We start from the raw sequence: 25,268 nt of genomic DNA, 5'->3' as shown, positions 1-25,268 counted from the left end.
AAGGGCGAGCGGCGGACGCCAGAGACGCCGTCCGCCAGGGCGATCAGGCCTTGTGGCGCTGCTGCTTTTCGAGCTTCTTCTTGATGCGATCACGCTTGAGCGGCGACAGATAGTCGACGAACAGCTTGCCATCGAGGTGATCGATCTCGTGCTGGATGCATACCGCCAGCAGGCCGTCGCACTCCAGCTCGAAGGACTTGCCGTCGCGGTCCAGGGCAGTCACCCGGACGCGCTCGGGACGGCAGACCTTTTCGTAGAACCCGGGGATCGACAGGCAGCCTTCCTGGTACTCGCCCAGTTCCTGGGTGAGCGGCTCGGCTTCCGGATTGATGAAGACCAGCGGTTCGCTCTTGTCTTCGCTGACGTCGATCACCACCAGGCGGCGATGGACGTTGACCTGGGTGGCGGCCAGACCGATGCCGGGCGCTTCGTACATGGTCTCGAACATGTCGTCGATGGTCTGGCGCAGAGCGTCGTCGACCACGTCGATGGGCTTGGCGACGGTGCGCAGGCGGGGATCGGGAAATTCGAGGATGTCTAGGATCGCCATGGCGTTGAGGGCACTTGTGGAATACAGTCAAGGGGCGCTGCTAAGATGCCGCAGCGTTGTATCCACCCGCTTCGGGCAGGTCCCGGAAGGTGGATGACGTCGGTCGACGGGGATGAGCGCCTGCGCTGCCCGGTGCCGACAGAGGTGGCACTCAGGGCACGACTGGGGCGATTCCCCGACGTTTGCGTGAAGACGGTTCTTCAAAGCCAAGTGTAAAGGGATTCGACGCATGAGGAAATCTTTGTTCGCCCTGCTGCTGGTCGCAGGGGGCGCCCTGCAGTCGGCGTACGCGGCGGTCACCCTGCGTCAGGACCACCCGGAAAGCTATACCGTGGTCCGTGGCGATACCCTCTGGGACATCTCCGCCAGATTCCTCAGCAAGCCCTGGGAATGGCCAGAGATCTGGCAGGCCAATCCGCAGATCAAGAATCCCCACCTCATCTATCCCGGCGATACCCTGGTGCTGAGCTATGTCGACGGCCAGCCGCGCCTGCAGCTCAACCGTGGCGCCTCGCGTGGCACGGTCAAGCTGTCACCCACGGTGCGCAGCACGCCCATCGCCGAAGCCATCCCGGCCATTCCGCTGGAAGCGGTGAACAGCTTCCTGCTGCAGAATCGCGCCATCGACTCGGCCGAACAGTTCCAGTCGGCGCCCTATGTGGTGGCCGGCAACGCCGAACGCGTGGTGAGCGGTGCCGGTGATCGCATCTATGTGCGCGGCAAGTTGCAGCCAGGGGTGTCCGCCTATGGCATCTACCGCCAGGGCAAGACCTATGTCGATCCCAAGACCGGCGCCTTTCTCGGCATCAACGGCGACTTCATCGGCAGCGCCGACCTGGTCACCCAGGAAGGCGATATCGCCACCTTGAAGCTGACCCGCACCACCCAGGAGGTCCGCCTGGGCGACCGGCTGTTCCCCACCGAGGAACGGCTGGTGAATTCCACCTTCATGCCCAGCGCCCCGGCCCGCGACGTCAGCGGCCTGATCCTCGACGTGCCCCGCGGCGTCACCCAGGTCGGCCAGTTCGATGTGGTGACCCTCAACAAAGGCACCCGCGATGGCCTGATCGAGGGTAACGTCCTGGCCGTGTACAAGACCGGCGAGACGGTACGTGATCGCATCACCGGCGAACTGGTGAAGATCCCCGACGAGCGTGCCGGTCTGCTGATGGTCTTTCGCGCCTATGACAAGATCAGCTACGGCCTGATCCTGACCGCTACCCGCCAGCTGGAGCTGATGGACAAGGTGCGCAACCCCTAACCTCTCTCAGGTCGCCAGGATGGCGACCGGCCACACTCAAGGAAGACTTCCATGGCCACCCTCTCCCCCGCCGAGCAGGACGCTCGGCTCCGCCTGCATGCCCTGCCGGAACTCGGTGCCGTGCGCCAGCGGCTGCTGCTGGATGCCTTCGGCAGCGCCGCCGCCGCCCTTAGCGCGCCCGCGTCGGCCTGGCGGTCGCTACGCCTGCCGGCGGTGGCTGCGGAGGCCCGCCGCAGCGCCGCGACCCGTGAGCGGGTCGCCCGAGCCCTGGCCTGGCTGGACGGGCCCGATCGCCATCTGCTCTGCCTGGGCGACGACCGCTATCCGGCGCTGCTCGCCGAGATCGTCGATCCACCGCCGCTGCTGTTCGTCGAAGGTCGCGTCGAGTTGCTCGAGCAGCCGCAACTGGCCCTGGTCGGCAGCCGCCAGGCCAGTGCCCAGGGCCTGGACAACGCCCGGCGCTTCGCCCAGAGCCTGGCCACGGCCGGATTCTGCATCACCAGTGGCCTGGCCCTGGGTATCGATGGCGCCGCGCACCAGGGGGCTCTGGATGGCGGTGGTGCCACGGTTGCGGTGCTAGGTACCGGTCTGCTGCAGCTCTATCCTCGGCGGCACCTGGGTCTGGCCCAGCGCCTGCTGGCGGAAGGGGGCGCGCTGGTCTCCGAGTTGCCGCTGGACTGCACCCCCCAGGCGGCTAACTTCCCCCGGCGCAACAGGATCATCAGCGGCCTGAGCCTGGGCACCCTGGTGGTGGAAGCCAGTCCGTCCAGTGGCTCCCTGATCACCGCCCGGCTGGCCGCCGAGCAAGGTCGCGAGGTCTTCGCCCTGCCCGGCTCCATCCACCATCCGGGCGCCCGAGGCTGCCATCAGCTGATCCGCGAGGGCGCGCAACTGGTGGAAAGTGTGGAGCACATCCTCGAAGCCCTGCAGGGCTGGCGTCGCCTGGCACCCGTGGCCGCAGCCGTGGTGGTCGAGGACGACCCGCTGTTGCGGCATCTGGCAGCAGGACCGCTCAACAGCGAGGAACTGGCGCGCCTCAGTGGGCAGTCGCTGCCGGAGGTGCTGGTGCGCCTGACCGACCTGGAGCTGGAAGGCCGGGTGGCCGCACAACAGGGCAGCTGGAGTCGCCTCGGCTAGAGCCGGATGACTGGCATCGGCGCCGCGCTCGGGTAGACTTCAGGGATTTGGCGGAGGCAAGGCGATGCACAACAGCTGGCGAGTGCGGCAGGCGGCGCGAATCGTGCGCGAGGGGGGCGTGCTGGCCTATCCCACCGAGGCCGTCTGGGGCCTGGGCTGCGATCCCTGGGATCAGGCCGCGGTCTATCGCCTGCTGATGCTCAAGCGGCGCCCCCTGGAAAAGGGCCTGATCCTGGTCGCCGACACCATCCGCCAGTTCGACTTCCTGCTCCACGACCTGCCGGAAGAGTCCCTGGCCAAGCTGGCCAGTACCTGGCCAGGGCCCAACACCTGGCTGGTGCCCCACCACAACCGCCTGCCCGGCTGGGTGACCGGCGCCCACGCCACCGTGGCGCTGCGGGTCTCCGAACATCCGCTGGTGGGCGAACTCTGCGCTCTCACCGGTCCGCTGATCTCCACCTCGGCCAACCCCGCTGGACGCCCGGCGGCGCGCTCGCGGCTGAGGGTTCAGCAGTACTTTCCAGGCATGCTGGATGGCATCCTCATGGGCGAGCTGGGTGGGCGCAGGAATCCCAGCGTGATTCGCGATCTGGTCACCGGCAAGGTCTTTCGGCCCTAGGTTCCGTACGCACCGTCACCGACCTCGCGCAGGCACCTTTCGCACAGCTGAACGTCAGTCCAGCAACTGGCGCAGCTGCCGGGCCAGGGCTTCGATCTGGAACGGCTTGGCCAACGACGGCTCGCCATTCGGCGTCGAGCGCTCGGCGTGGCCGCTGACGAACAGCACCGGCAATCCCGGCCAGCGTTCGCGCAGGCGATCCGCCAGGTCGGCGCCGTCGAGATCCGGCAGGCCGAGATCGGTGATCAGCAGGTCGCAGGGCAGGTCGCCGTCCACCAAGGTGAGCGCCGCCGAGGCGCTTGCCGCGGTACGCACGCGATAGCCCAGTTCGGTGAGCATCTCGCGCAACAGCAGCCGCACCGAGACATCGTCTTCCACCAGCAGCAGACGTTCACCGCGGCTCTGGGCGACAGCCGCCTGGGGCACCTGATGCTGCGCCTGGGTCTCGGAAGGAGCGCAGGGCAGCCAGAGGCTGACGCGGGTACCGTTGCCGGGCGCACTGTCCAGGGTGACATGGCCGCCCGACTGCTTGATGAAGCCATAGAGCATCGACAGGCCCAGACCGGTGCCCTGGCCGATGGGCTTGGTGGTGAAAAAGGGGTCGAAGGCGCGATCCACCACCTCGGCGGGCATGCCGCTGCCGGTATCGGCGATGGTCAGGCGCACGTAGTCGCCTGGCGGCAGATCGTGCTCGGCGGCGAGGTCGGTGAGGTGATCGAGGGCGGTTTCCAGGGTCAGACGACCCCCCTCGGGCATGGCATCGCGGGCGTTGATCACCAAGTTCAGCAGGGCGTTTTCCAGCTGGTTGGTGTCGGTGCGGGCCGACGGCAGCTGCGGCGCGAGACTGGTGCGCAGGGTGATGCGCTCGCCCAGGGTGCGCTGGAAGAGTTCTTCCAGGGACAGGATCAGGTCGTTCACCGCCACCGATCGCGGGTCCAGGGTCTGCCGGCGGGCGAAGGCCAGCAGTCGATGGGTCAGGGCCGCGGCACGGGTAGCGGACTGCTCGGCGGTATCCAGATAGCGCTGCAGATTGTCGTGGCGGCCCTGGTCCAGGCGGCGGCGCAGCAATTCCAGCGAGCCGCTGATGCCGGTGAGCAGATTGTTGAAATCATGGGCGATGCCGCCGGTGAGATGACCGATGGCCTCCATCTTCTGCGCCTGGCGCAGCGCCGCTTCGGCGTTCTGCAGCGCCAGGGCAGCGTCGTGCTCGACGGTGATGTCGCGGCCGAAGACATAGATGCGTCCATCGTGATCGGCGGTGGCCTTCCACATCATGTAGCGCCAGTTACCCTCGCGGGTGCGCAGCCGTCCAGGCAGATCGCTCAGCACCTCGCCCTGGCGCAGGGCGGCCAGGCGTGGGAATACCGGTGGATCGTCGGGGTGCTCCAGAGACGCGGGCGGCTGATGGCGCAGTTCCTCGTCGTCCCAGCCGAGGGTGCGGCTCCACGCTGGATTGCGACTCAGCCAGCGCTGGCCCTGGATCACTCCGAGCAGGTCGTCGGCCACCCGCCACATGCGGTCGCGTTCGACGGTGCGCTCGTGGACGCGCTGTTCGAGCAGTTCGGCCAGCCGCCGCAGCCGATGTTCGGCCATGCGGATCTCGCTGACGTCGGTATGGACGCCGACCCATTCGCAGACCACACCGTTCTCTCGCACGGGCAGGGCGCGCACGCTGAAGGTGCGCCACTGGCCGTCGCGGCAGCGCAACCGGTGTTCGTCATGGAAGTCCACCTGCTGCTGCACGGCCAGGCGCCAGCGGCGTAGGGTGCGGGGCGCATCCTCGGGATGCAGGGCATCGGCCCAGCCTTCCTGCTGATACTGGGCATAACTCTGTCCAGTCAGGGTGCTCCAGGCGAGCTGTTCGCCAAGCAGATGACCCTGGGCGTTGCTGGTCCAGACCACCCCTTGTACCGCCTCGACGGCGTTGCGAAAGCGCTGGTTGGACAGGTGCAGCGCGGCTTCGGCCTGCTTGCGCTGGGTCAGGTCCACCACCACCAGGCTCACCGAGAGTTCCTGGCCCACTTCCGACTGCAGCGGCGAGCCATGCAGGCTGACCCAGACCACCGAACCGTCCGGGCGCAGGAAGCGCTGATCCAGCTTGAAGCTGTCGCCGCGTTCACGCAGCGTTTCGAGACTGCGCTCCAAGAGAGCCCGGTCCTCGGGGTGGGTCTGGGCCTGCAGGGTCTGTTCCAGCACCCCGACCTCGTTGCGATCGAGCAGCTCGCAATAGCGACGATTGGCGAGCAGGATGCGACCGCGGGCGTCGGTCTGGCAGATGCCGACCGCCGCCTGGTTGATCAGGCTGGCCAGGCGTGCGCTGTGCTCGCGCAGGGCGTTCTCTGCGTCGACCCGCTGCTGGACGTCGTCGAACAGGGTGACCGAGGCGATCACCTCTCCGCTGGCCGAGCGGACCGGCGCACTGGAGACCTCTAGCAGCCGGATGCTGCCGTCGGGTCGCCGATAGCGCATCAACTCGGGTGCCACCGCCTGGCCGCTGCGCAAGACCCGCACGGTGGGATAGTCGTCCACTGCGTAGGGTTGGCCATTGGCATGCAGGGCACCGATGGCGCCATAGCGTTCGTCCAGCGTCTCCCCGGCCGGGCGTTTGCCCAGGAGGATATCGACGCGATCATTGAGCATCACCGCTTCTTCGCTGCCGGCTTCGGTGATGGAGATGCCCAGGGGCGCCTGTTGCAGCACGCTGGCCAGCAACCCCTGTTCCAGCGATAGCCGCCGTTCCAGGTGCCGGGCCTGATCCTGGATCTGCTGGCGCGCCAGCAGGGCGCCGAGCAGCAGGGCCAACTGGTCCAGCAACAGGCGCGTGTCCGCATCGACGGTATTGCCCAGCTGCAGGTAGCCCAAGGGCTGGGCGGCAGGACCGAAGGGAACGAGCAGCTGCCCCGGTAGCGGACTGCCCGCCTCGGCCACGGACAGCATCCGCGCCTGGGGATCATTGGCGAGGTCACGCAGGGCCTGGGTGGCGCACAGCCGCAAGGCGGCGAGATCCGCCGTGCCGCTGAGTCGTCGCGACCACTCGCCAAGCGCCTGCAGGCGCTGCGCTAGATCCCGCTCGGCGCTGCGTCGGGCGGCGAAGCGGGTACGCGTCGCCGGCGCCTGCCAGACGTGCAGCAGCCAGCCTACCGCGACATCCGCCCGGCGCAGGGGCATCAGGTGCAGGTCAAGTCGCACCAGGTGACCGTCGCGGTGGCGCAGACCCTGGGTCTGGCAGCGTTCGAGTGCGTCCAGCCACTGATCGGCGGGCGGCTCCGGCAGCAGCAGGCCGACGATGGACTCGCCGACCTTGTCCTGCGCGCTCCAGCCCAGCAGCCGGGCGACGACCGGGCACCACTGCCCGATCCGCCCTTCGGCGGTCAGGGTGATCAGGGCCGTGTCCGTGGCGGTGTCGAGCAGGCTGGCGAGTGGGCTGGAGATAGGCATGACAGGGGCAGCGATCCGGCCGATTCTGAAAAGGACGCCGAGTCCGTACTGGCTCGACTGTCCGAGATAGACCGGCGTTTACCCCTGTCGTGCCGGCCGGCTGCGGGAAACTTAATGGCCGTCACGATTTACCCAGCCAGGCGCGTGGGCGTCTCGTCTCAGGGCAACAGGATGGTCGAGCCGCTGGTCTCCCGGCCCGACAGGGCGCGGTGCGCCTCCTGTACCTCGGCCAGTGGATAGCGCCGGCCGATGTCCACCTGGATGCGGCCGTCGGTGATCAGCTCGAACAGCTGGTCGGCCATGTCCTGCAAGGTCTCGGGCGAGGCGGCGTAGGTGGCGAGGGTCGGACGGGTCACATAGAGCGAACCCTTCTGCGAGAGGATCCCCAGGTTGACCCCGGTGACCGCACCGGAGGCATTGCCGAAGCTGACCATCAGGCCGCGCGGCGCCAGGCAGTCCAGCGACATCTCCCAGGTGTCCTTGCCGACGCCATCGTAGACCACCGGCACCTTGGCCCCGTCGGTCAATTCACGGACCCGCGCCGGGACGTCTTCCTGGCGATAGTCGATCACCGCCCAGGCCCCCAGGGCCTTGGCCTTCTCCAGCTTTTCCTGCGAACCGGCGGTGCCGATCAGCCGCACGCCCAGGGCCTTGGCCCATTGGCAGGCCAGGGAGCCGACACCACCCGCCGCGGCATGGAACAGCACGGTGTCACCGGCCTGCAGCGGATAGGTCTGGCGCAGGAGGTACTGCACGGTCAGCCCCTTGAGCATGACCGCGGCGCCCTGCTCGAAGGACACCGCTTCCGGCAGGTGCACCAGGTGCCGCTCGGGCAGCACATGGACTTCGGCATAGGCGCCCAGCGGACCGGTGGCGTAGGCGACGCGGTCGCCGGCCTTGAAGCGGGTGACCGCGCTGCCCACCGCCTCCACCACCCCGGCACCCTCGGTGCCCAGGCCCGAGGGCAGCGATGGCGGCGGATAGAGACCGCTACGGTAGTAGGTCTCGATGAAGTTGAGGCCGATGGCGTGGTTACGCACCCGTACCTCGTCGGGGCCGGGAGCGGCGGGTTCGAAATCCACGAGTTCGAGTACTTCGGGACCACCGGTGCGGCTGAACTGGATGCGCTGGACCATGCTGTCGGTTCCTTATGGACGTGAGCCTTCATCCAAGCCGCAACCGCGGGCCACGTCAACCGGTCGGATACGGGTGTTATGCTCTGCCCTCCCCGCCTGTTGTGGAAATCCTTGCGATGAATCCCTCCCTGGAGGCCGTCAAGGCCTATCTGCTCGATCTGCAGGAGCGTATCTGCGCCGCACTGGAAGCCGAGGACGGTACCGCCCGGTTTGCCGAGGACGCCTGGACCCGGCCGACCGGTGGCGGTGGCCGCACCCGGGTGATCGCCGAGGGCGCCCTGCTGGAAAAGGGCGGCGTGAACTTCTCCCACGTGCACGGCGACAGCCTGCCGCCCTCCGCCAGCGCCCATCGGCCGGAACTGGCCGGACGCAGCTTCGAGGCCATGGGCGTGTCCCTGGTCATGCACCCGCGCAATCCGCATATCCCCACCGCCCATGCCAATGTGCGCTTCTTTCTGGCGGAAAAGCCCGGCGAGGCGCCGGTCTGGTGGTTCGGTGGCGGTCTCGACCTCACCCCCTACTACGGCAACGAGGCCGACTGCGTGCATTGGCACCAGGTCTGCTTTGATGCCTGCGCGCCCTTTGGCCCCGACGTCTATCCGCGCTACAAGGCCTGGTGCGACCGCTATTTCCACCTCAAGCACCGCGGCGAACCACGCGGCATTGGTGGCCTGTTCTTCGATGACCTGAACGACTGGGATTTCGAGACCTGCTTCGCTTTCCAGCGCGCCATCGGCGATGCCTTTGTCGACGCCTACCTGCCCATCGTCCAGCGCCGCCGTGACCAGCCGTACCGCAAGGCCGAGCGTGAATTCCAGGCCTATCGCCGTGGGCGCTACGTGGAATTCAACCTGGTCTACGACCGCGGCACCCTGTTCGGCCTGCAGTCTGGCGGCCGTACCGAGTCCATCCTCATGTCACTGCCGCCCGAGGTGCGCTGGGGCTATGACTGGAAACCCGTGCCCGGCTCGCCCGAGGCGCGCCTGACCGACTTCTTTCTCACCGACCGCGACTGGCTCGCGCTCGCCCCGACGCCCGCAGGATAGACCCATGGATCGCTACGCCGTCTTCGGCAACCCCATCGCCCACAGCAAGTCGCCGCTGATCCACAGCCTGTTCGCCGACCAGACCGGCGAGCGCCTGCACTACGGCACGCTGCTGGCGCCGCTGGACGGCTTCGCCGAAAGCGCACGCAGCTTCTTCCAGAGTGGCCTGGGCGCCAATGTCACGGTGCCCTTCAAGGAAGAGGCCTACCAGCTGTGCGACGACCTCACTCCGCGCGCCCGGCGCGCCGGGGCGGTCAACACCCTCAAGCGTCAGCCTGACGGTCGCCTGCTGGGCGATAACACCGACGGCGCTGGCCTGGTGCGGGATCTCACGGTCAACGCCGGTCTGCAGCTGGCTGGGCAGCGCATCCTGGTGCTGGGTGCCGGAGGCGCGGTACGCGGCGTACTGGAGCCGCTGCTGGCCTGCAATCCCGGGCAACTGGTGCTGGCCAATCGCACCGAGCTCAAGGCGGTGCAGCTGGCGCGGGAATTCGCCGAGCTGGGGGCCATCGAAGTGGCCGCCTTTTCCACCCTGCGCGAGCCCTTCGACGTCATCATCAACGGCACCTCCGCCAGCCTCGGCGGCGGTCGCCCACCGATCTCGGAAGCGGTGATTGGCCCCCAGACGGTGACCTACGACATGATGTACGGCAAGGACCTGACCGCCTTCAATCGTTGGGCGCAGGATGAAGGCGCCTTCCACACCCTGGATGGCCTGGGCATGCTGGTGGAACAGGCCGCCGAGGCCTTCGAACTCTGGCGCGGCGTGCGCCCCGACGGTGCGCCGGTGCTGGCGGAGCTGAGGCGACAACTGGGTTAGTTCCGGGATGCTGTTGGGCTTCGCTGCGCTCAGCGCCAACCTACGGGAACTCCATTGTAGGTTGGGTTGAGGCGGCTCCATCGCCGAAGCCCAACGGGCCGCGGTCAGCCCGCCAGCTGGGGCTGGCGCCTGCGCGAGGCCAGAGACACCGGCCACGCCTGGGCGATGCCGAAGCCGATTTCGATCACCAGGAACATTGCCAACAGGGGACTGGCACCCTGGTACAGTGCCCAGGCCTGCCAGAGGGCAAACAGGCCCCTGGCCACGGCGTCGTAGCGCCCCAGCGTCACCGAGGGGCTGGCCAGCCGCAGCGCCGCCCAGACGCACACCACGGAGCCGAGCAGGTTGCCTAGCAGCAGGGCTTCCGGGCTGAAGGTCGCCAGGGGGGCGAATCCCAGCCACTGCCCCAGGGCATCGAGCTGCCGCAGCAGCCAGGCGAGACTCCAGGGGGTGGCAAAAGGCGCGGTGACCAGCAGATCATAGAGGGCGCTGGCACGGACCAGCCGCAGATAGGGCGCAAGCTTCCACATGGACGGACTTCCTTGAACGAGAGGAAATCCAGTGTCGACCCTGGAGCTAGGTCCAGGGTCAAGGAGAACGGATGCGTATCGGCACCCTCGCCCAGGCGACCGGCCTGACCCGCGATACCCTGAGATTCTACGAGCGCCAGGGACTGCTCAAGGCCAGGCGCCAGGCCAATGGCTACCGCGACTATCCGCCCGAAGCCGTGGAATGGCTGGGCTATATCCGCACCGCCCAGCGGTTGGGCTTCAGCCTGCAGGAGATCGCCGCGAATCTGGACGCCGTCGAGCGCGCCGCTGACCCCGACGCCTTTCTGCAAGAACTGCTGCGCGACAAGCTCAGGGTCATCGAGGCGCGCATCGATGAATTGCAGGCGTTGCGTGGGGTGCTGTATTCGCGCTTGGGTGAAGCCTGTCCGCTGCGGACGTAGCTGAGCGTTGGGCTTCGCTGCGCTCAACCCAACCTACGGCCGTGAGCGACCATCGCGGCCGTGGGCCGCTCCTACAATTGCGTTGGAACCTGTAGGAACGGCCGCATCGACGGACCGCCATGGCCGCGATCAGTTGAGGTTGGATTAAGGCGGCTCCATCGCCGAAGCCCAACAGGACCAGGCCTGCTAGGCCCCCTCCTCCGCATACCCCTCGGCCAGATGCTGGTCCTTGAGCTTCACGTAGTTGCCAGCGCTGTAGGTGAAGAAGGCGCGTTCCTTCTCTTCCAGCGGGCGGATCTGCTTGACCGGGCGGCCAACGTAGAGGTGGCCGCCTTCCAGCCGCTTGCCTGGCGGGACCAGGCTGCCGGCGCCGATCACCACCTCGTCCTCCACCACGGCGCCGTCCATGATGATGCTGCCCATGCCCACCAGTACCCGGTCGCCAATCGTGCAGCCGTGGAGGGTCACCTGGTGGCCGACGGTGACGTCGGTGCCGATCAGCAAGGGATAGCCGTCCGGATTGAAGGGGCCGGCGTGGGTGATGTGCAGGACGCTGCCGTCCTGAATGCTGGTGCGAGCGCCGATCCGAATGCGGTGCATGTCGCCGCGGATCACCGTCAGCGGCCACACCGAGCTGTCTGCACCAAGGCTCACGTCGCCGATCACCACCGCGGTGGCATCGACGAAGGCGCCTTCGTCCAATTGCGGAGTCTTACCCTGGAAGGTCCTTATGGTCACGATAGATACCTTTTCTCGTCGGAAGGGTCTTGAGACCTATTAGGATGGGCTCCATATATAACTGTCAAAGCCATCGCCCCGAGGGGAACGCCGTGAGCGCCAGCAATCCGCTGCTTCAGTCCTACGACCTGCCGCCCTTTTCCGCCATCAAGCCCGAGCATGTCGAGCCGGCCATCGACACCATCCTGGCCGAGAATCGCGCCGCCCTGGTCAAGCTGCTGGAGACCCAGAAGGAGCAGCCCACCTGGTCCGGCCTGGTGCTGGCAATGGACGAGCTGAACGATCGTCTGGGCCAGGCCTGGAGCCCCATCGGCCACCTCAACGCCGTGTGCAACAGCGCCGAACTGCGCGCCGCCTACGAGGCCTGCCTGCCCAAGCTGTCGGCCTATTCCACCGAGATCGGCCAGAACAAGGACCTCTTCCAGGCCTACAGCCGCCTCGCCGAAAGCGAAGAAGCCAAGGGCTTCGATGCCGGCCAGAAGACCACGCTGGAGCATGCCCTGCGCGACTTCCGCCTGTCCGGCATCGACCTGCCGCCGGCCGAGCAGCAGCGCTATGCCGCCATCCAGGCACGTAAGTCCGAGCTGGGCAGCAAGTTCTCCAACCAGCTGCTCGATGCCACCCAGGCCTGGACCAAGCACGTCACCGACGAAGCGACCCTGGCGGGCCTGCCCGAGTCGGCCAAGGCGCAGCTGCAGGCTGCTGCCCAGGCCAAGGAGCTGGACGGCTGGCTGGTGACCCTGGAATTCCCCAGCTACTACGCGGTAATGACCTACGCCGACGACCGTGCCCTGCGCGAGGAAGTCTATGCCGCCTATGCCACCCGCGCCTCCGAACAGGGCCCCAATGCCGGCCAGTTCGACAACGGCCCGGTGATGGAGGAACTGCTGGACCTGCGCCAGGAACTGGCGCGCCTGCTGGGCTATGCCAACTACGCCGAGCTGTCGCTGGCCACCAAGATGGCCGAAAGCAGCGATCAGGTGCTGGGTTTCCTGCGCGACCTGGCGGTGCGCTCCAAGCCCTTCGCCCAACGCGACCTGGAAGAATTGCGCGCCTTCGCCGCCGAACAGGGCGTAGAGGATCTGCAGAGCTGGGATACCGGTTACTTCGCCGAGAAGCTGCGCCAGCAGCGCTATTCGTTGTCCCAGGAAGAGGTCCGCGCCTGGTTCCCGGTGGACAAGGTACTCTCCGGCCTGTTCGCCACAGTGCAGAAGCTCTATGGCATCGAGATCGCCGAGCTGCGCGACTTCGAGAAGTGGCACCCGGACGTGCGTCTGTTCGAGATCAAGGAGAACGGCAACTCCATCGGCCGCTTCTATTTCGACCTCTACGCCCGTGCCAACAAGCGCGGCGGTGCCTGGATGGACGGCGCTCGCGATAAACGCCGCGATGCCCAGGGCCGCCTGATCGATCCGGTGGCCTACCTGGTGTGCAACTTCACCCCGGCCAGCCCTGGCAAGCCGGCGCTGCTCACCCATGACGAGGTGACCACCCTCTTCCACGAATTCGGCCATGGCCTGCACCACCTGTTGACCCGCGTCGAGCATGCCAGCGTCTCCGGCATCAACGGCGTGGCCTGGGATGCGGTGGAGCTGCCCAGCCAGTTCATGGAGAACTGGTGCTGGGAGCCCGAGGGCCTGGCGCTGATCTCCGGTCACTATGAGACCGGCGAGCCGCTACCCCAGGAGCTGCTGGACAAGATGCTGGCGGCGAAGAACTTCCAGTCCGGCCTGATGATGCTGCGCCAGCTGGAATTCTCGCTGTTCGACTTCGAGCTGCACGCCAGCCATGGCGACGGCCGCAGCGTGCGTGAGGTGCTGGAAGGCATCCGCGACGAGATCTCCGTGGTGCGTCCGCCGGCCTACAACCGCTTCCCCAACAGCTTCGCCCACATCTTCGCCGGTGGCTATGCGGCGGGTTACTACAGCTACAAGTGGGCCGAGGTGCTGTCCGCCGATGCCTTCGCCAAGTTCGAGGAGGAAGGCGTCTTCAACCCGGAGACCGGACGTGCCTTCCGCGAGGCCATCCTGGCCCGCGGCGGCTCCCAGGCTCCCATGGTGTTGTTCGTCGACTTCCGCGGTCGCGAGCCCAGCATCGACGCCCTGCTCCGCCATTCCGGGCTGAGCGAGGAGGCGGCGTGAGCGAGCCGATCCGCAAGAGGTTCATCGCGGGGGCCGTGTGCCCCGCGTGCCAGGCGCAGGACACCCTGAAGATGTGGACCCAGGACGGCACGCCCCACCGCGAGTGCGTCTCCTGCGGTTACAGCGATACCCTCGATGAGCGTGGCAATTCGGTACCCAAGGAATTGCCGACGCGGGTCAATATCAGTGCGCTCAAGCCCAAGAAGCCAGACCCCAAGGTCCAGGCGGTGCAGTTCTTTCCCAATCCCAAGCTGAAGAAGCCGGACTAGGGCAAAGCGCTACCCAGGAAACCGCGCGTGGTGATCAACCAGGCGCGGTTTTTTGTTTAAGCTGGGTAAAACGAGCTGCTCAGGGTGGCTGCGAGCAGTACCAAAACAGTTGGCAGTCCAGGGGGGGTCTCAAGCTTTATCCACAAAAACTGGATTCGATAGCCAGCCGATCATCTTTTTAACTCATTGATAGAAAAGAACTTTTATCTGGTCATCCGATGGTCTTCGGCATTTCTTCCTGAGTTATACCGATTTTATCCCCGATTTATCCACAGGGGTGAAAGTCCGGGAGTGACCCGGGAGTCTCATCTGGCGCTCGAACGTCCACTGGATAGCTGGCCACTGTCGTTACTCATGAGGAAGACCTCCATGCGTACCCTCCTCTCTGCCGCCGCGCTCTGTCTGGTCGGTAACCTGGCGCTGGCCGCTCCCCCGGATCCGGGGCCTGGTGGTCCCAAGGGCCAGGAGTCGCACGGACCCGAGTGGCAGGACCGAGGCGGTCCCCATGGCAAGGGACCGGGACTTGAAGAGCACGGGCGCGGTCGGCCAGGTGCCGGCCCTGTGGCGGGCGGCCCCGCCGACTTGGGACCGGCACGCGAGCGCATCCAGGCGTTGCGGGGCCAGATCGGCCGTGGCGGTGAGTTGCCACCGGGTCTGCGACTGGAACGTGGTCGACCACTGCCTCCCGGTTATGGCCGGCCGCTACCGCCGGGCATCGTGCGGCAGTTGCCGGACTACCCCGGTTACGAATGGCGGCGCCTGGGGACCGACATGGTGCTGATCGCCGTGGGGAGCGGAATCGTCTATGCCATCCTGCAGGGTGTGCTCGACTAGGACCTGCACCGGGCCGGTGAGATTTCGTCGCGGACGAGGTGCGGCGGCCTGGCCCGGTCAACGACCACCAGAGGCTCTGGCACGCCGTCTCTGGCTGACCGCCTCGGTTGTAGCCGTCACGCGGGCGGCGGCAATCGACATCTGGAGCCCTCCCTCTGGCACAGTGCCAGCCCGGATTTCAGTAGAATAGCCGCCGCGCGGCCGTCCTTCGCTTTCGAGCGCCAGGGAAACCGGGCCGCCTTCCATCGGTCTCAACGCCAATCGCTCGCCAAGGATTTCCCATGAGAGCTCTGCCCCGTCTGCTGCCGCTGGCCCTGTTCGCCCTGCTCGTGGGGCATGGCGCTACTGCGCGCGCCGAACCTGGTCTGTTCAATCTGCTGGTCGGCAGCTACACCGGGGGCAGCAGCCAGGGCCTGTATGTCTATCGCTTCAACAGCCGCAACGGCCAGATCGACGGCCCGCTGCGCATCGTCAAGGCCTCCAATCCATCCTTCCTCACCCTGTCGCGTGATGGCCGGACCCTGTTCGCGGTCAACGAGAATGGCCGGGGCTCGAACGGCGATACCATCGGCCGGGTTACCTCCTATCGTTTCGAGCCGGGCAATGGCCGGTTGCAGCAGATCAGCCAGGTCAAGAGCCTGGGCGACGAGCCGACCCATTCCAGTCTGAGCAACGATGGCAAGTACCTGTTCGTGGCCAACTACTCCAGCCTGCCGGAAGGCTCCCTGGCGGTGCTGCCGATCCAGGACGGTGGCGTGCTCAGCCCGGTGGCGCAGATCGAATTCCACCAGCCCAGCGAACAGCACCCGCGCCAGCAGTCCAGCCATGTGCATGCCGCCGTGACTACCCCGGATGGCCGCTTCGTCTTCGCCCCGGATCTGGGCGCCGACAAGGTGTTCATCTATCGCTATCTGCCGCAGCAGCCGGAGCGGCCGCTGGTGGCCGCCGAGACGCCGTTCGTCCCGGTGCCGGAAGGCAGCGGCCCGCGCCACCTGGTGTTCAGCGCTGATGGCCGCTATGCCTATCTGACCCTGGAGCTGGCCGGACAGGTCATGGCCTTCGCTCACCAGGATGGCATGCTGCGCCAGCTGCAGAGCTACAGCCTGACGCCCCAGGAATTCGTTGGCGAGCGTGACGCTGGGGCCTTGCACCTGTCCGGCGACGGACGCTTCCTCTACGTCGCCAGCCGTGGCACGGACAACCAGCTTGCCGTGTTCGCGGTCAATCCCGACGGCACCCTGACCTTTGTCGAGCGCCATTCGGTCAATGGCCTATCGCCGCGGGAATTCGCCATCGATCCGTCCGGGCGGTACCTGCTGGTAGCCAACCAGAAATCCAACCAGCTCAAGGTCTTCGCCCGCGATCCCGACAGCGGCAAGCTCGGCGATGAACTGCAGAGCCTGGACGTCGGTGCCCCGTCCGACCTCAAATTCGTCGCGGTACCCTGATGACCCCTTTCGACCGTCTGCACCACGTGGCGCTGATCTGCGCCGACTATGAACGCTCCCGGCACTTCTACACCGAGATCCTCGGCCTGTCGGTGATCGCCGAGACCTATCGCGAGGCCCGGCGCTCCTGGAAGCTGGATCTGGCGGTGGGCGAGCATGCCCAGCTGGAGCTGTTTTCCTTTCCCGATGCTCCGCCGCGACCCTCGCGCCCGGAGGCCCAGGGCTTGCGCCACCTGGCCTTCGCCGTGGCCGACCTGGACGCCACCGTCGCCCACCTGCAGGGCCATGGCGTGGTCACCGAGCCGATCCGCACCGACGAGCTGACCGGCAAGAGATTCACCTTCTTCGCCGACCCGGACGATCTGCCGCTGGAAGTCTACGAGCGCTGAGTGCTGTGGTCAGGTCGCCAGCCGCGCGCCGGCCAGTGACTCGCGCGGCGCCTCCAGCTCTTCCAGCAGCCAGTCCAGAAAGCGCTGTACCAGTCGCTGGCGCCGCTTGCGCTCGGGCAGGATGGCGTAATAGCCATAGCGCGACGTGGCGATCCCGCTGAAGGGACGACAGAGCAACTCCTGTTGCAGCAAGTCGTCCACCAGATGACGCCAGCCGATCGCCAGGCCCTGGCCGGCGATGGCGGCCTGGATCACCAGGGTGTAGTTGTCGAAGCTCAGCACCGCACCGGCGGGTGCCGGGGGCAGGGCGGCCAGCTCCAGCGCCGGCAGCAGGGTCTTCCAGTCGTACCAGCGGCTGTTGGGCGCCGCCTTGAGGTGCAGCAGCGGCCAGCGCCCCAGTTCCGCCGTGGGTAGGGGTGGCTGCCGCCCCTGCAGCAGCCGCGGACTGCACACCGGAAAGACTTCCTCGCGAAACAGCGGCCAGGCCTCGCCATGCTTGAAGCGGCCATCGCCGAAGCCCAGGGTGATGTCGATCTCGGGGCCGGGCAGGGGGACTCGATCGCTGGTGACCAGGCTGACGTCCAGCTCCGGGTGGCGGGCATGAAAGCGCGGCAGGCGGGGCAACAGCCAATAGGCGGCGAAGGCGAAGTCGGTAGCCACCTGCAGGACTTCATGGGCGGGCCGGGCGGTGACCAGGCGTACCCCTTCGTCCAGGGTGGCGAGTCCGGCTTCCACATATTCCTGCAGTACCCGCCCGGCCTCGGTGAGCAGGATGCCACGATGGACCCGGTCGAACAGCCGGACCTGCAACTGGGCTTCCAGACGCTTGATCTGCTGGCTGATCGCCGGCTGGGTGGTACCCAGTTCGCTGGCCGCCGCGGTAAAGCTCAGGCGGCGTGCCACCACCTCGAAGGTGCGCAGGCTGTCCAGCGCCAGGGCAGGGCGGTCGGCAGGCGTGGTGGCGTCCAAGGTGAAATCCCCGCGATGTTCAGACATAAGCCCAGCTTATCCGAAACATCATCTCCTATGCCCTTCACGTGATTTTCCTGGCATCGGATGATGGACCACCCATAAGCAACCCTGATCCGAAGCGGAGGCGATCTTGTCCAAGCCGATGAACATCCTCTTTCTCATGGCCGACCAGATGGCGGCACCCGTCCTGCCGCTGTACGACGCCGCCTCGCCGATCAAGCTGCCAAATCTGCAACGCCTGGCCGAGCGCGCCGTGGTGTTCGATTCCGCCTACTGCAACAGCCCGCTGTGCGCGCCCTCGCGCTTCACTCTGGTGAGCGGCCAGCTGCCGTCGAAGATCGGCGGCTACGACAACGCCGCCGACTTCGCCGCCGATATCCCCACCTATGCCCACCACCTGCGCCGCCTCGGCTATCGCACGGCGCTCTCGGGCAAGATGCACTTCTGCGGACCGGATCAGCTGCACGGCTACGAAGAGCGCCTGACCAGCGACATCTATCCCGCCGACTATGGCTGGGCGGTGAACTGGGACGAAGCGGACGTGCGCCCGAGCTGGTACCACAACATGTCCTCGGTGCTGCAGGCCGGGCCCTGCGTGCGCACCAACCAGCTGGATTTCGACGAGGAGGTGGTCTTCAAGGCGCGCCAGTATCTCTACGATCACGTGCGCCGTGGCGACGACAAGCCGTTCTGCCTGACCGTGTCCCTGACCCACCCCCACGATCCCTACACCATTCCGCGGGAGTACTGGGACCTGTACAACGACGTCGACATCCCCCTGCCGGACAGCGCCATTCCCCAGGCCGAGCAGGACCCCCACAGCCAGCGCCTGCTCAAGGTGATCGATCTCTGGGACAAGCCGCTGCCCGAGGCCAAGATCCGTGACGCCCGCCAGGCCTACTATGGCGCCTGCAGCTATGTCGACGCCCAGGTCGGCCACCTGCTCAAGACTCTGGAGGAGTGCGGTCTCGCCGACGATACGGTGATCGTCTTCTCCGGCGATCACGGCGATATGCTCGGCGAGCGCGGGCTCTGGTACAAGATGCACTGGTTCGAGATGGCTGCGCGGGTACCGCTGCTGATCCATGCGCCCGGACGTTTCGCCCCGGCGCGGGTGCAGGCGTCGGTCTCGACGATGGATCTGCTGCCGACCTTCGTCGAGCTGGCCGGCGGCCAGTTGCCGGCCGAGCTGCCGCTGGACGGGCGCTCGCTGCTGCCGCACCTCGAAGGGCGGGAAGGGCATGACGAGGTCATCGGCGAATACCTGGCCGAGGGCACCGTCAGCCCGCTGCTGATGATCCGCCGCGGCCCCTACAAGTACATCCACTGCGAACTGGACCCGCCGCTGCTGTTCGATCTGCAGAACGATCCGCTGGAGCGCGAGAACCTGGCCGCCAGCGCCGATTACGCCGAGCTGCTCGCCAGCTTCCAGGACGAGGTCCGCCAGCGCTGGGATCTGGAGCGCCTGCACGGCGAGGTACTGGCCAGCCAGCGGCGGCGGCGCTTCGTCGCGACGGCCCTGGAGCAGGGCGAGCGGACCAGCTGGGATCACCAGCCCTTCATCGATGCCAGCCAGCAATACATGCGCAATCACATCGATCTCGACGACCTGGAGCGTCGCGCGCGCTACCCTCAACCCTGAACCGCTATGGAGAACGGCCATGAAACACGGAATCATCGCTACGTTCACGCTGGCCCTGGTCAGCCTGTCGGCCCAGGCCGAGGATCAGGCCTGCGGAACGGTTCGCCTGGCCGATCCGGGCTGGAGTGACATCGCCGCCACCAATGCCCTCACCGGGGCGGTGCTGACGGCGCTGGGCTACACCAGCAAGGTCGATACCCTGGCGGTGCCGATCATCTACGGCGGCATGCGCAACGGGCAGGTGGACGCCTTCCTCGGCAACTGGATGCCGGCACAGCAGGCGCACTATGACCAGTTCGTGAAGACCGGCCAGGTGACCGAGCTGGCGCAGAACCTGGTCGGTACCGAATTCACCCTGGCCGTGCCCACCTACGTCTGGGAGGGCGGGGTGAAGAGCTTCGACGATCTGGCCAAGCATGCCGACAAGTTCGGCAAGAAGATCTACGGCATCGGGGCCGGTGCGCCGGCCAACCAGTCGTTGCAGAAGATCATCCAGGACAACGAATTCGGCCTGGGCAGCTGGCAGCTGGTGGAGTCCAGCGAACAGGCCATGCTGTCCCAGGTAGGGCGCGCGGTGAAGCGTGACAAGTGGGTGGTCTTCCTTGGCTGGACCCCGCACCCCATGAACGTCGACTACCCGATCAAGTACCTGACCGGGGGTGACAAGTACTTTGGTACCGCCGGTACGGTGAACACCCTGACACGCAAGGGCTACGCCGAGCAGTGCCCCAATCCGGCCCGACTGCTGACCAACATGAAATTCACCCTGGACATGGAAAACGCCATCATGAGCGCCGCACGGGACAAGGGCGGCAGCTATGACACCGCCGCCAAGGCCTGGCTCAAGGCCCATCCCCAGGTGCTGGAGCCCTGGCTGCAGGGGGTCACCACCCGCGACGGCCAGCCCGGCCTGCCAGCGGTGCAGAAAGCCCTCTGAGGGCTACCTGAGACCGAGCCGGCGCGCCAGGCGGGCGAGGTTGGCGCGGTCCAGCCCCAGGGCGGCGGCGGCCAGGGTCCAGTTCTGGCCATGCTGCTCCAGGGCCAGGGTGATGGTCTGGCGCTGGAAGGCGTCGGTGGCGTCGCGCAGAGAGGTGGCGGGGACCACGGGATCGTCACTGGGCAGGGGCGCGGCATCCAGCGGCAGGCCGAGTTGCTCGCCGTCCAGGGTCAGAATGCCGCCACGCTCCGCGCTGCCGGCATGGGCCTTGAGCGCCGCGCGACTGATGAGGTGGGAGAGCTCGCGCACATTACCGGGCCAATCGTAGGCCAGCAGGATGCGCTGCGCCGCAGGGGTCAGCCGCAGGCCGCGCAGCCCCAGTCGCGCGCGATTCTGTTCCAGGTAGAAGCCCGCCAGCAGCAGGACGTCGCGCCCGCGCTCGCGCAAGGCGGGTACCGCCAGGGGGTAGACGCTCAGGCGGTGATAGAGATCGGCACGAAAGCGCCCGTCACGCACGGCTTCGGCCAGGTCGCGATTGGTGGCGGCGATGATGCGTACGTCCACCTTGAGATCGCGATCCGAGCCCAGGCGCTGCAGCTGGCCGCTCTGCAGCACCCGTAGCAGCTTGGCCTGCACCGTCAGGGGCAATTCGCCGACCTCGTCGAGAAACAGGGTACCGCCGTCGGCCAGTTCGAAACGCCCGCGGCGCTCGCTGACCGCGCCGGAAAAGGCGCCGCGCACATGGCCGAAGAGTTCGCTTTCCACCAGCGCCTCGGGCAGGGCCGCGCAGTTGAGGCTGATCAGCGGCCGCTGCTGGCGCAGGGAGCGCGCATGCACCGCCTCGGCCACCAGTTCCTTGCCGACCCCGGTTTCGCCGGTGATGAGCACCGTCAGGTCGCTGGCCGCCACGGTCTCGATCTCCTGGCGCAGCCGCAGGCTGGCCGGACTCTGGCCGATGAGTTCGCGGGGCCGCTGATGCCCCACCGATTGCTGGTAGGCCACGGTCAACTCGTGCTCGCTGACGATGCGGGCGGACAACTGGCCGATGCGCTCGGCGGCGGCCACGGTGGCGGCGGCCAGGCCGGCGAAGGCGGCGAGGGTGGTGAGATCCTCGGGGCGGGCATTCTGCGCCCGCAGCGAATCCAGGGTCAGCAGTCCCCAGAGCTGGTCCTGCACATAGAGTGGACAGCCCAGGCAGTCATGAACCTCCAGGTGCCCGTGCACGCCTTCCACCAGGCCGTCGTAGGGATCGGGCAGGTCGCAGTCGGCGGCGAAGCGGGTTGGGGTGCGGCTCGCCAGCAGCAGCGCCAGGCGGGGATGCTCGCCGACCTTGAAGCGGCGTCCCAGGGTATCGGCATTCAGGCCACGCACCGCCAGGGGCACCAGCACCTCGCCGTCCAGGCGCAGCAAGGCCACCGCATCGAAAGTCAGCACCTGGCGCAGGGCATCGAGCAGGCTGGCATAGCGCTGCTGATCGGGCAGATCGCGGGCCAGATCCGCCACCAGCGGCACCATCACATCGAGCAGGGTGGGACGAGTCAATTTGACCTCGGCGAGTCATGGGGACCTGGTCATTATGACCGCTCGACTGGGCAAAGGCCTGATCTAGCGCAGGTTTTTAGCTGGCACGACTCGTGATACGGCCAGGGCAGTCCTGTTTTGGAGAACCCTGCCATGCTGTCATCCGAGCAACAAGCCATCATCAAGGCCACCGTTCCTCTGCTGGAAACCGGCGGTGAAGCCCTGACCCGGCACTTCTACGACAAATTGCTGAACAACAACCCCGAGATCCGTCCGCTGTTCAACGGTGCCCACCAGGCCAGCGGTGCCCAGGCGCGGGCCTTGGCCCGGGCAGTGCTGATGTACGCTCGCTACATCGATCGCCTGGATACCCTGGGACCGCTGGTCGAGCAGATCGTCAACAAGCACGTCTCCCTGCAGGTCCAGCCGGATCACTATCCGCTGGTGGGCATCGCCCTGCTGCAGAGCATTCGCGAGGTGCTGGGCACCGAGGTGGCCACCGATGCGGTGATCGACGCCTGGGCCGCAGCCTATGGCCAGTTGGCCAATCTGCTGATCGGCGCCGAAGAGCAGCGCTATGCGGCCCAGGCCGACGCGCCTGGAGGCTGGCGCGGCGGACGCCCGTTCCGCATCGCGCGGATCGAGCCGGAAAGCGAAGAGATCAGCTCCTTCTACCTGGAACCGGTGGACGGCCTGCCGACCAGCATCGCCCAGCCCGGCCAGTATCTGGGCCTGAGCGTCACCCTGGACGGCGTCGAGTACCGGCGCAACTATTCGATCTCGGCGACCAGTGAGGGTCAGGGCTATCGCATCAGCGTCAAGCATCAGCCGGGTGGCCTGGTCTCGCGCTTCCTGCACACCGAGGCCCATGAAGGCACCGTGTTGCAGGTCTTTACGCCTGCTGGCGAGTTCGTCCTGCAGGCGTCAACCAAGCCTCTGCTGCTGATCGCCGGAGGCGTCGGCATCACGCCACTGCTGCCCATGGTGTCGGCGGCCCTGCCGAGCGGGCGACCAATCCAGCTGATTCACTGTACCCGCCATGTCGGGGTGCAGGCCTTCGGTCACTGGCTCGAAGAGCAGGCCGCCCATCATCCGCAACTGCAGCTTTACTTCTGCTACAGCGAGCCGGTAGCCGAGGAAGCCTTCGCTTCGCGACTGGACAAGACGCGCCTGCAGCGCTGGCTGCCCAAGGCCCGCGACCTGGACGCCTATATACTTGGCCCACAGCCGTTCATGGCCCAGGTACGCCGTGACCTGCTGGAACTGGGCGTACCGGAGCAGCAGATTCGCCACGAGTTCTTCGGGCCCGCGGCGGAGCTCTGAAAATGAAACGCCCGCAGCCAGTTGGCCGCGGGCGTTTTGCCAAGTGCTCAAGGATGCCACCCAATGGCGGCACCTTTTAGCCAGGGTTTAGCGACGCTGGTAGACGATTTCCTTGCTACCACCTTCGCAACTGCCCACCACCTTGGCGGAAGCGCTGGCACTGCCCTTGTCCACCACCTCAAGACTGTAGTGCGCCACCTGCTTGGCCCGCAGCTTGGCATCGATATCGGCCTTGACCGTGTCGCACGAGGTGCCAGCGGCGAAGGCACCGCCGCTCAGGGCCAACAAACCGACGGTGATCACGACTTTACGCATCTTGCCTGTCCTTTTGCTCGGGGAGGAAAGGGGTATCAGCTCAGCTGGCTTCGATACGGAAGCCGATCTTCAGGGTGACCTGGTAGTGGGCTACCTTGGCATCCTGGATATGGCCACGGATCTCGCCCACTTCGAACCACTCGAGGTTCTTCACCGACTTGGAGGTCTCGGCGAGTGCGTTGTTGATGGCGTCCTCGACGCTGGTAGCGGAGGAGCCAACGATTTCCAGCTTCTTGTAGGTGTGATGATCGGACATGAACAGTCTCCTGGGTCAGCAATGACGGGCGTTGCAGCCGGTGGCCGGCTACCGGTTGACCGGTGTCGCGGTCGACTCGCCGGGAAGGGTGCCGCTGTCATTTGAGGCCGCGAAAAGTCCTGATAAGTTCACTGCCCAGGTGCCAGCCCAGGGCTTTATGCTGCACTTTCCAACGGCTCGGTAGTCACATTTCCTGAATCCGTCCACCTCAGGAGGTTGTCATGGCCCGTAACACCGATTACCAAGCGTCCATCGCCGGCATCGAGAACGAAATCAACAGCCTGCTCGACTCGCTGGCATCGTTGAAGAAGAATGCCGCTCGCGAATCCCGCAGCGGTCTGAACACCTTCAAGAGCACCGCTCGCGAAGCCCTGCATCACTCGGGTGATTCGCTGGAAGAGGTCTATGACGACGTGCGCCGCCTGACCCGCCAGTATGGCCGGGCCGCTGGTGGTGTCGCCCGCGAACATCCCTGGGCCACCGTTGGCATTGCCGCCGGCGTGACCATCCTGGTCGGCTGGGCGCTGCTGCGCGGCGACAACTGATCGCCTGCCAAAGGCATCCCGGCCGGGATGCCTTTGGCCTCAGGACCCGGCCAGCTCCCGTCTGAGCCAAGCCGCCAACCGTTCCACCCGCTCATCCGCCAACCGGCCAGGCGCCCATAGCGCCAATTCCGCACCGGTCCCGGCGAAACCCCAGGGCGCGACCAGTCGCCCCGCCTTGAGATCCGCCGCCACCAGTGGCTCCGGCGCGATCGCTACCCCCAGTCCCGACAACGCCGCCTCCAGCAGGTAATAGAGGTGCTCGAAACCCTGCCCGTATTCCAGTGCCGGCGTTTCCAGGCCCTGGGTGGCGAACCACTGTGGCCAGGCCTGGGGCCGCGACAGGGTGTGCAGCAGCCGCTCCGCCAACAGCGCCGAGAGGTCGCCTTCCTTGAGTCTCAGATAGGCCGGGCAGTAGGGGCTCAGTACCGGGCCGATGCGCTCAGGCGCCAGGTGGTAGGGCATGACGTCCTGTGGTGGCGCGCTTTCGGTGAACAGCAGGCTGGCGTCCAGGCCGGCGGCGGCGAGGGGGGTGTCGTCGGTACGGGTCGACAGGTGCAAATGCAACTCCGGCAGATCCTTATTGAGCCGATCCAGCCGTGGAATGAACCAGCGCGCCACCAGACTGCCGGGGCAACCCAGCACGAAGGGCCCCTGGCGATTGCCGGCCTTGAGTTCGGCGCAGACCTCGCGCAGCCGCTCGAAGACATCGCCACTCACCTCGCGCAATCTCAGCCCGGCCTCGGTCAGCGCCAGGCCGCGGCCCTCGCGACGGAACAAGGCCACGCCCAGCTGTTCCTCCAGCGCACGTATTTGCCGGCTCACGGCTCCATGGGTCACATGCAGCTCGTCACCTGCACGACTCATTCCGCCCAGGCGGGCAGTGGCCTCGAAGGCGCGCAGGGCATTCAGGGGTGGTAAGTCGCGGGGATCGCTCATCTGTGAGGTTTCCTGACAGGTCATCGCGATCTTATCGATTTAT

General features: G+C 66.6%; 25 protein-coding genes. 15 read left to right on the top strand and 10 right to left on the bottom strand.

Annotated elements, in window-relative coordinates; genetic code table 11:
* Nucleotides 1–43: 43 nt before the first annotated feature.
* The gene (gene def, locus ACUCV0_RS12305; RefSeq protein WP_059313012.1) at nt 44–550 is read right to left on the bottom strand and encodes a peptide deformylase; all 507 of its coding nucleotides are present in this window, start codon (nt 548–550) and stop codon (nt 44–46) included.
* A 229-nt stretch (nt 551–779) separates the two neighbouring features.
* Here def and ACUCV0_RS12300 point away from each other — a divergent pair, with 229 nt between their 5' ends.
* The 3 genes from ACUCV0_RS12300 (at nt 780) to tsaC (ending at nt 3,567) form a co-directional block, all read left to right on the top strand.
* Entirely contained in the window at nt 780–1,811 is a 1,032-nt protein-coding gene (locus ACUCV0_RS12300) for a LysM peptidoglycan-binding domain-containing protein (RefSeq protein WP_059313013.1), read from the top strand.
* Nucleotides 1,812–1,862: 51 nt separating this feature from the next.
* Nucleotides 1,863–2,948 carry a DNA-processing protein DprA gene (dprA, locus tag ACUCV0_RS12295; protein WP_482212821.1) on the top strand — a complete coding sequence of 362 codons (1,086 nt, stop codon included), beginning with the start codon at nt 1,863–1,865 and terminating at the stop codon, nt 2,946–2,948.
* Nucleotides 2,949–3,012: 64 nt separating this feature from the next.
* Nucleotides 3,013–3,567 (top strand): L-threonylcarbamoyladenylate synthase type 1 TsaC, encoded by a 555-nt coding sequence (gene tsaC, locus ACUCV0_RS12290; RefSeq protein ID WP_271653484.1) that lies wholly within the window; start codon nt 3,013–3,015, stop codon nt 3,565–3,567.
* 54 nt (nt 3,568–3,621) lie between these two features.
* On the opposite strand, the gene ACUCV0_RS12285 is transcribed toward tsaC, so the two are convergent.
* Complete coding sequence (locus tag ACUCV0_RS12285) at nt 3,622–7,005, bottom strand: PAS domain S-box protein (protein ID WP_482212820.1); 3,384 nt, start codon at nt 7,003–7,005, stop codon at nt 3,622–3,624.
* 158 nt (nt 7,006–7,163) lie between these two features.
* The gene (locus ACUCV0_RS12280; protein WP_482212819.1) at nt 7,164–8,141 is read right to left on the bottom strand and encodes an NADPH:quinone reductase; all 978 of its coding nucleotides are present in this window, start codon (nt 8,139–8,141) and stop codon (nt 7,164–7,166) included.
* Between the two features lie 116 nt (nt 8,142–8,257).
* Between ACUCV0_RS12280 and hemF the strand changes: the two genes are divergently transcribed.
* Both hemF and aroE read left to right on the top strand, forming a co-directional pair.
* Nucleotides 8,258–9,187 carry an oxygen-dependent coproporphyrinogen oxidase gene (hemF, locus tag ACUCV0_RS12275; protein ID WP_482212818.1) on the top strand — a complete coding sequence of 310 codons (930 nt, stop codon included), beginning with the start codon at nt 8,258–8,260 and terminating at the stop codon, nt 9,185–9,187.
* Between the two features lie 4 nt (nt 9,188–9,191).
* On the top strand, nt 9,192–10,007 hold the full coding sequence (aroE, locus tag ACUCV0_RS12270) for a shikimate dehydrogenase (protein WP_323149837.1): 816 nt from the start codon (nt 9,192–9,194) through the stop codon (nt 10,005–10,007).
* A gap of 104 nt (nt 10,008–10,111) precedes the next feature.
* Here aroE and ACUCV0_RS12265 read toward each other — a convergent pair whose 3' ends face one another.
* Nucleotides 10,112–10,537, bottom strand: a complete 426-nt coding sequence (locus ACUCV0_RS12265; RefSeq protein WP_059313020.1) for a hypothetical protein — start codon at nt 10,535–10,537, stop codon at nt 10,112–10,114.
* A gap of 71 nt (nt 10,538–10,608) precedes the next feature.
* On the opposite strand from ACUCV0_RS12265, the gene ACUCV0_RS12260 reads away from it, so the two are divergent.
* Nucleotides 10,609–10,959, top strand: a complete 351-nt coding sequence (locus ACUCV0_RS12260; protein ID WP_482212817.1) for a MerR family transcriptional regulator — start codon at nt 10,609–10,611, stop codon at nt 10,957–10,959.
* 186 nt (nt 10,960–11,145) lie between these two features.
* Here the strand turns inward: ACUCV0_RS12260 and ACUCV0_RS12255 are convergent, their stop codons facing one another.
* Entirely contained in the window at nt 11,146–11,697 is a 552-nt protein-coding gene (locus tag ACUCV0_RS12255; RefSeq protein ID WP_482212816.1) for a gamma carbonic anhydrase family protein, read from the bottom strand.
* Nucleotides 11,698–11,741: 44 nt separating this feature from the next.
* Between ACUCV0_RS12255 and prlC the strand changes: the two genes are divergently transcribed.
* The 5 genes from prlC to gloA2 all read left to right on the top strand — a co-directional run bounded on the left by prlC (nt 11,742) and on the right by gloA2 (nt 16,778).
* Nucleotides 11,742–13,838 (top strand): oligopeptidase A, encoded by a 2,097-nt coding sequence (gene prlC / locus ACUCV0_RS12250; protein ID WP_174523118.1) that lies wholly within the window; start codon nt 11,742–11,744, stop codon nt 13,836–13,838.
* Complete coding sequence (locus ACUCV0_RS12245; RefSeq protein WP_058762516.1) at nt 13,835–14,107, top strand: YheV family putative zinc ribbon protein; 273 nt, start codon at nt 13,835–13,837, stop codon at nt 14,105–14,107. The genes prlC and ACUCV0_RS12245 overlap by 4 nt, the downstream gene beginning before the upstream one ends.
* Before the next feature lie 369 nt (nt 14,108–14,476).
* Entirely contained in the window at nt 14,477–14,941 is a 465-nt protein-coding gene (locus tag ACUCV0_RS12240) for an anti-virulence regulator CigR family protein (RefSeq protein WP_482212815.1), read from the top strand.
* Nucleotides 14,942–15,222: 281 nt separating this feature from the next.
* Nucleotides 15,223–16,389 (top strand): lactonase family protein, encoded by a 1,167-nt coding sequence (locus ACUCV0_RS12235; RefSeq protein ID WP_482212814.1) that lies wholly within the window; start codon nt 15,223–15,225, stop codon nt 16,387–16,389.
* Nucleotides 16,389–16,778, top strand: coding sequence for an SMU1112c/YaeR family gloxylase I-like metalloprotein (gloA2, locus tag ACUCV0_RS12230; RefSeq protein WP_482212813.1), 390 nt, complete (start codon nt 16,389–16,391; stop codon nt 16,776–16,778). Before ACUCV0_RS12235 ends, gloA2 begins: the two co-directional genes overlap by 1 nt.
* A 9-nt stretch (nt 16,779–16,787) precedes the next feature.
* On the opposite strand, the gene ACUCV0_RS12225 is transcribed toward gloA2, so the two are convergent.
* Nucleotides 16,788–17,774 (bottom strand): choline sulfate utilization transcriptional regulator, encoded by a 987-nt coding sequence (locus tag ACUCV0_RS12225; protein WP_482212812.1) that lies wholly within the window; start codon nt 17,772–17,774, stop codon nt 16,788–16,790.
* Between the two features lie 118 nt (nt 17,775–17,892).
* On the opposite strand from ACUCV0_RS12225, the gene betC reads away from it, so the two are divergent.
* Both betC and ACUCV0_RS12215 read left to right on the top strand, forming a co-directional pair.
* Entirely contained in the window at nt 17,893–19,392 is a 1,500-nt protein-coding gene (betC, locus tag ACUCV0_RS12220) for a choline-sulfatase (RefSeq protein ID WP_482212974.1), read from the top strand.
* A gap of 19 nt (nt 19,393–19,411) precedes the next feature.
* On the top strand, nt 19,412–20,329 hold the full coding sequence (locus ACUCV0_RS12215) for a choline ABC transporter substrate-binding protein (protein WP_059313030.1): 918 nt from the start codon (nt 19,412–19,414) through the stop codon (nt 20,327–20,329).
* A gap of 3 nt (nt 20,330–20,332) precedes the next feature.
* On the opposite strand, the gene norR is transcribed toward ACUCV0_RS12215, so the two are convergent.
* The gene (gene norR / locus ACUCV0_RS12210; protein WP_313648573.1) at nt 20,333–21,871 is read right to left on the bottom strand and encodes a nitric oxide reductase transcriptional regulator NorR; all 1,539 of its coding nucleotides are present in this window, start codon (nt 21,869–21,871) and stop codon (nt 20,333–20,335) included.
* Between the two features lie 132 nt (nt 21,872–22,003).
* On the opposite strand from norR, the gene hmpA reads away from it, so the two are divergent.
* On the top strand, nt 22,004–23,173 hold the full coding sequence (hmpA, locus tag ACUCV0_RS12205; RefSeq protein WP_482212811.1) for an NO-inducible flavohemoprotein: 1,170 nt from the start codon (nt 22,004–22,006) through the stop codon (nt 23,171–23,173).
* Between the two features lie 87 nt (nt 23,174–23,260).
* Here the strand turns inward: hmpA and ACUCV0_RS12200 are convergent, their stop codons facing one another.
* Together ACUCV0_RS12200 and ACUCV0_RS12195 are read right to left on the bottom strand one after the other, a co-directional pair.
* A complete protein-coding gene (locus tag ACUCV0_RS12200; protein WP_482212810.1) occupies nt 23,261–23,488 on the bottom strand; it encodes a DUF1161 domain-containing protein in 228 nt (75 codons plus the stop codon).
* Nucleotides 23,489–23,528: 40 nt separating this feature from the next.
* Nucleotides 23,529–23,744 (bottom strand): dodecin, encoded by a 216-nt coding sequence (locus ACUCV0_RS12195; RefSeq protein ID WP_482212809.1) that lies wholly within the window; start codon nt 23,742–23,744, stop codon nt 23,529–23,531.
* Between the two features lie 221 nt (nt 23,745–23,965).
* Here ACUCV0_RS12195 and ACUCV0_RS12190 point away from each other — a divergent pair, with 221 nt between their 5' ends.
* Entirely contained in the window at nt 23,966–24,289 is a 324-nt protein-coding gene (locus ACUCV0_RS12190) for an ElaB/YgaM/YqjD family protein (protein WP_059313034.1), read from the top strand.
* 39 nt (nt 24,290–24,328) lie between these two features.
* On the opposite strand, the gene ACUCV0_RS12185 is transcribed toward ACUCV0_RS12190, so the two are convergent.
* On the bottom strand, nt 24,329–25,225 hold the full coding sequence (locus ACUCV0_RS12185; protein ID WP_482212808.1) for a LysR family transcriptional regulator: 897 nt from the start codon (nt 25,223–25,225) through the stop codon (nt 24,329–24,331).
* Nucleotides 25,226–25,268: the final 43 nt, after the last annotated feature.

It is taken from the genome of Pseudomonas sp. VMV1 (assembly GCF_056790235.1).
This window is presented reverse-complemented; position numbering and strand designations above follow the sequence as displayed.

Coding starts and splice junctions, on each gene's coding strand:
- ACUCV0_RS12235 (WP_482212814.1), top strand. CDS start 15,223: ATGAGAGCTCTGCCCCGTCTGCTGCCGCTGGCCCTGTTCGCCCTGCTC.
- def (WP_059313012.1), bottom strand. CDS start 550: ATGGCGATCCTAGACATCCTCGAATTTCCCGATCCCCGCCTGCGCACC.
- hmpA (WP_482212811.1), top strand. CDS start 22,004: ATGCTGTCATCCGAGCAACAAGCCATCATCAAGGCCACCGTTCCTCTG.
- ACUCV0_RS12190 (WP_059313034.1), top strand. CDS start 23,966: ATGGCCCGTAACACCGATTACCAAGCGTCCATCGCCGGCATCGAGAAC.
- ACUCV0_RS12225 (WP_482212812.1), bottom strand. CDS start 17,774: ATGTCTGAACATCGCGGGGATTTCACCTTGGACGCCACCACGCCTGCC.
- ACUCV0_RS12215 (WP_059313030.1), top strand. CDS start 19,412: ATGAAACACGGAATCATCGCTACGTTCACGCTGGCCCTGGTCAGCCTG.
- aroE (WP_323149837.1), top strand. CDS start 9,192: ATGGATCGCTACGCCGTCTTCGGCAACCCCATCGCCCACAGCAAGTCG.
- ACUCV0_RS12200 (WP_482212810.1), bottom strand. CDS start 23,488: ATGCGTAAAGTCGTGATCACCGTCGGTTTGTTGGCCCTGAGCGGCGGT.
- ACUCV0_RS12285 (WP_482212820.1), bottom strand. CDS start 7,005: ATGCCTATCTCCAGCCCACTCGCCAGCCTGCTCGACACCGCCACGGAC.
- dprA (WP_482212821.1), top strand. CDS start 1,863: ATGGCCACCCTCTCCCCCGCCGAGCAGGACGCTCGGCTCCGCCTGCAT.
- betC (WP_482212974.1), top strand. CDS start 17,893: ATGAACATCCTCTTTCTCATGGCCGACCAGATGGCGGCACCCGTCCTG.
- ACUCV0_RS12185 (WP_482212808.1), bottom strand. CDS start 25,225: ATGAGCGATCCCCGCGACTTACCACCCCTGAATGCCCTGCGCGCCTTC.
- ACUCV0_RS12265 (WP_059313020.1), bottom strand. CDS start 10,537: ATGTGGAAGCTTGCGCCCTATCTGCGGCTGGTCCGTGCCAGCGCCCTC.
- ACUCV0_RS12260 (WP_482212817.1), top strand. CDS start 10,609: ATGCGTATCGGCACCCTCGCCCAGGCGACCGGCCTGACCCGCGATACC.
- hemF (WP_482212818.1), top strand. CDS start 8,258: ATGAATCCCTCCCTGGAGGCCGTCAAGGCCTATCTGCTCGATCTGCAG.
- tsaC (WP_271653484.1), top strand. CDS start 3,013: ATGCACAACAGCTGGCGAGTGCGGCAGGCGGCGCGAATCGTGCGCGAG.
- ACUCV0_RS12280 (WP_482212819.1), bottom strand. CDS start 8,141: ATGGTCCAGCGCATCCAGTTCAGCCGCACCGGTGGTCCCGAAGTACTC.
- prlC (WP_174523118.1), top strand. CDS start 11,742: ATGGGCTCCATATATAACTGTCAAAGCCATCGCCCCGAGGGGAACGCC.
- gloA2 (WP_482212813.1), top strand. CDS start 16,389: ATGACCCCTTTCGACCGTCTGCACCACGTGGCGCTGATCTGCGCCGAC.
- ACUCV0_RS12240 (WP_482212815.1), top strand. CDS start 14,477: ATGCGTACCCTCCTCTCTGCCGCCGCGCTCTGTCTGGTCGGTAACCTG.
- ACUCV0_RS12195 (WP_482212809.1), bottom strand. CDS start 23,744: ATGTCCGATCATCACACCTACAAGAAGCTGGAAATCGTTGGCTCCTCC.
- ACUCV0_RS12300 (WP_059313013.1), top strand. CDS start 780: ATGAGGAAATCTTTGTTCGCCCTGCTGCTGGTCGCAGGGGGCGCCCTG.